Annotated in this window: 4 protein-coding genes; 2 read left to right on the top strand and 2 right to left on the bottom strand. The window is 55.6% G+C overall.

Going from position 1 to position 4,171, the window contains the following annotated elements:
- Positions 1-677: type I restriction-modification system subunit M N-terminal domain-containing protein (locus SMC5_RS06850; protein WP_133299182.1), on the bottom strand; the 677-nt coding region annotated here is incomplete at its 3' end.
- A 276-nt stretch (positions 678-953) separates the two neighbouring features.
- Here SMC5_RS06850 and SMC5_RS06845 point away from each other — a divergent pair.
- Positions 954-1,523, top strand: coding sequence for an HDIG domain-containing metalloprotein (locus tag SMC5_RS06845; RefSeq protein WP_119087847.1), 570 nt, complete (start codon positions 954-956; stop codon positions 1,521-1,523).
- A gap of 50 nt (positions 1,524-1,573) precedes the next feature.
- Positions 1,574-2,095, top strand: a complete 522-nt coding sequence (locus tag SMC5_RS06840; protein WP_119087846.1) for a GNAT family N-acetyltransferase — start codon at positions 1,574-1,576, stop codon at positions 2,093-2,095.
- A gap of 133 nt (positions 2,096-2,228) precedes the next feature.
- Here the strand turns inward: SMC5_RS06840 and SMC5_RS06835 are convergent, their stop codons facing one another.
- On the bottom strand, positions 2,229-4,100 hold the full coding sequence (locus tag SMC5_RS06835) for a hypothetical protein (protein ID WP_119120115.1): 1,872 nt from the start codon (positions 4,098-4,100) through the stop codon (positions 2,229-2,231).
- Positions 4,101-4,171: the final 71 nt, after the last annotated feature.

Raw genomic sequence — 4,171 nt, 5'->3', positions numbered from 1 at the left:
GAGCCGCAGCAGGGGTCGTAGACGCGGCCCTTGAAGGGCTCGATCATCTCGACCAGCAGCTTGACCACGCAGCGCGGCGTGTAGAACTCGCCGCCCTTCTTGCCCTCGGCGCTGGCAAACTGCGCAAGAAAGTACTCGTATACGCGGCCGAGGATATCCGTGGAGCCGTGCTCCGTGTCGTTGAGACCGATGCCGCTCATGAGATCGATGAGGCGACCGAGACGTTCCTTGTCGACACCGGGGCGGGCGTAATCCTTGGGCAGGACACCCTTCAGTTTTGGGTTTTCATGTTCGATCGTGGCCATTGCATCGTCGACGGTCTTGCCAATAGTGGGCTGGTGGGCCACTGCCCGCAACTGGAACCAGCGCGCCTCCTCGGGAACCCAGAACACGTTGATCGCCATGTATTGGTCGCGGTCCTCTGTCGCATACCGCCGTTCGTCCGGCTCAGCGATGTAGTTCTCGTTGGCAGGATCGGTCATCTCCTGTACCAGCTGGACATGCCGCTGCTCAAACCGGTCCGAGATATACTTGAGGAAGATGAGACCCAGGACGACGTGTTTGTATTCGCCGGAATCCATGCTGCCGCGCAGCTCGTCGGCCATCCCCCACAATTTGGCCTCGAATCCCAGATTCGCCCCCGTCGTGCTGCCGTTGGTTGTTTTCGTCCGCGCCATACGCCGCTCCCTCTGCCACTGTTCGCATACCGACACGACTACAATATGATACTATGACGCGTCGAGGACAAATGGCAAGCGATTTGGGGAAAATGGGGTGCTTTCCTCTCCTCGCAAACACGCATTTCGATATCAGGCGATTTGTGCAAGCGCCTCTTGCACGGTTGCTGGTGCCAGTCAGCTGGTGACCAATCCTGCCGACCTGGTTGATTTCCTGGAACCCATCTGGTATGATTTGACGAGATGCAAATGAATCTGGATAAGGAGTAGTGCAACTTGAAACCAACGAGAGATGAAGCATACCAACTGTTGTGCAAGTACAACGATTCTCCTGCCCTTATTACCCACGGTCTGACCGTCGAAGGCGTGATGCGGCATTTCGCCCGTCTGCTGGGTGAAGATGAGGAGAAGTGGGGAGCTGTCGGTCTGATGCATGACATCGACTATCAGAGGTTCCCTGAACAGCACTGCCACAAGGCACGCGAGATCCTGCAGGAGGCTGGCGTTGACGAGGAGTACATTCATGCAATCCAGAGTCATGGGTATGGGCTGTGCTGCGACGTGAAGCCGGAACATGTCATGGAGAAGGTCCTCTACACCATCGACGAGCTCACGGGCCTCATCACCGCAACCGCGATCATGCGGCCGTCGAAAAGTGTCATGGACCTCGAGCTGAAATCAGTCAAGAAGAAATACAAAGACCACAAGTTCGCTGCCGGCGTGAATCGGGAAGTCATCGAGCAGGGCGCCGCCATGCTGAACATGGACCTGGATTATGTCATCACAGAAACCATCATGGGCATGCGCGAAGTGGCCGAGGCTATCGGCCTCAAGGGAGAACTCTGAGCTGACCATCGTGCGCACCAGGATACGGTCGGACAAGACGGGAGCGTTGAGTGTATACAGGCAAAATCAGAATCAAAGAGACTGATCAATCAGATCTGCCGAACGTCATGCAGCTATGGAACAGCGGCCAAGTGATGTTCTATGCAGGCTTTCCGAGGGGTCTGGGCGTTACGATTGAACGCCTCCAGCAATGGCTGACTGGGGTCAATCAGGATATCTTCAGCAGGCATTACAGTATTTATGCTGAGAACATCGGGTATTGCGGCGAAACGTTCTACGACATCGATCGTGGACATGATCTGGCAAGACTGGATATCAAGCTTTTGCCGAAAGCACAGGGCAAAGGAATTGCTGCATATGCTTTCAGCAACGTCATCGACCAGGTGTTCAGCAATGATCTGGCTACGAAAGCGTGTGTTGACCCCCATCCAGACAACAAGAAAGCATGGAAACTCTATGAAAAACTTGGGTTCATCAGTAAGCCAAGACCAGCGTTTCTCGAGAAGGGACCAACGTATTTGGAGATCACTCGGGATACGTTCAAAAGCGCCTGCCCAACAGAATCGGTCTGAGGAAATTGGCTGAAGCTATTGGCCCGGCACTCCCTTCTTTCGCTCGCCATCGAACCAGGGCAATGAAAAAGTCCCCCGGCTGGGGTGCCCCTGCGTATTGCACCACCTAAGGTACCTGCAAGAGCCTGTGCGGTCAACCAGGGCTCAGAAAGGCGGTTGTGAGCGTTGTCGTTTTGCTGTCCGGCGACCATCCTATAAATGCCGGGTTGAACTTTGGTGTCACCGGGACGAACAGGTTGTTGACGCCAGTAAGTGTGTCCGCAATAATACTTGGAGCAGCGCCCGCTTTGGGGTTTCTGCAGAGCGTCGTGATGCTTTTTTGATTTTGCCTGAACTCGATTTGGCAGTCCGTCGTCCCTTTGTAAAGAAAAGTGTACCGAGTGTAGAACCAGGGATACTCCTTGCTCCCGCCTTCAATTTTGTCAACGGCGCACTGGATGCCGGGCTTCGATGAGGACGAGGGCGTACACTCGATAACGCGCACGATCCCCGGGTCTGTTATCTCACCCGAAATATCCGTGACTGCGTCGAGGAGCGATTGAGACGGTGTGAACTTCTGGTTGCCTGAATAGAGTTTATTTCCCACCTTGAACGTCGTAGAAGTGACCGTCGTCCCGGCAGCTGGTTTCAGTCTTGTTGTTGTCCCTTCCGTCGATTCACTGTAGAGGTGCCACGGCGCTATTTTTGGGAAGAACAGCCAGCCTTTGAGGGTACCGGCCGTTTTGGACGTGGCGAGTGTCCCCGTGTCCTTGAAGAGTTTCATCGTGGTGAGATCGATGATGGCGTAGTGGTACTCCTCCTCGCCTCCGGACGACGTGACCGAGTAGACGATAGGGAGGCAGTCGGACCGTGTCAGCAGACTGACGTACCTGCGCGAGACGTAGATGTTCGGCGGCTCGGGGGACGGGGGATCCGTCCGGACGACAGGGTCGGATCTGACGTTGTACTCCAGGGTATCCGCTCCCGTCCATTGTGGCAAGAAGTAGCAGGCGGGAAGCTCATCGATGCATGTATTCGTGCCGGTCGTGACATTGTAAAGGAACAGGTGCGTCGGCGTCTGGGCGCGGTCAAAGTCAAAGAGTTCTTTCCCATATTCGATGAAGTGAGGATAATCGTCGTAGGCGACCATGTTCGTCGCCGGGTCGAGCATCTGCAGACTAAGATCTAGAATATAGACGCCGGTTGAAACAGGGTACCTCTTGATGGTGGCGTTCTTCGCCGCGTCGCCCATGAACTGAATCACTGCATAGGATTCCACCCCAGCCATCGGCTCGTCTCCAATTGCCACTGCCGTATAGGTGTAGCTCGACGGTTGCCCACTCGCAGCAACCTCGTGCCAATAGCCATACCCCGCCGGAGTGTCCCAGGTGAGGTGGGTCTCTGTGAGCTCCTTCTGCTTCTTGCCGCTCGCAGGAGCTTCGCTGTCGTCCGCATAGAATAAGGCGATGATCTTCTCCTGCTCGACGGACCAGATGTGAAGAGCAAGGATGCCGCCGCCATCCTTATCCTCGTCGTACAGCATCACAAAGCGCCCGTCCGGCGAGACGGAGAAATCGTACATCGTGATGCCAGGAAGAGTGGCAGGATCAATGATCTTGACCACGTTGCCGGTGGCGTCGCAGGCATACAGCGGGGCCGATACGTATGGGGATAGTATTTTCGAATTGGGCACTCCAGGCATGAAGTACGCCCACCCTGCATGGTATTCGGCATTGTGAGCCCAGCCCACCCGCAGGATGCCGATGGACGGGTCGACCGTGCACCATTTTGTCCCCTTATCGCCGGTACTGCGCCAGTTGAGGGGGCGGCTGTAGAGCGTATGCTCATCTGCGGGGTCATCCACGGCGGCGGTGAAAACCTCGATCTCCTCGTAGTCACGCGGGTTGTCCGCCTGCGGCGGCAACAGGTTTGAGCTTGTTGAATGTGGCGCACATCCCACTGTCACAAGGCCAAGCAGCGCGATGAGGTACGCACAGAGAAGCCTTTGAATTGTTCTTCGATACATATGTCCCCCCTTCCGCTGTTTACTCTTTGCCCTCCCATTACTATAACGAAGATGGTCCGGTTTTGCTAAAC

The organism is Candidatus Cryosericum odellii, from assembly GCF_003570935.1.
GTDB classification, from domain to species: Bacteria; Caldisericota; Caldisericia; order Cryosericales; family Cryosericaceae; genus Cryosericum; species Cryosericum odellii.
This window is presented reverse-complemented; position numbering and strand designations above follow the sequence as displayed.

Bases quoted from the DNA above. Each gene is read 5' to 3' on its own strand.
- SMC5_RS06835 (WP_119120115.1), bottom strand. From the start codon at position 4,100: ATGTATCGAAGAACAATTCAAAGGCTTCTCTGTGCGTACCTCATCGCG.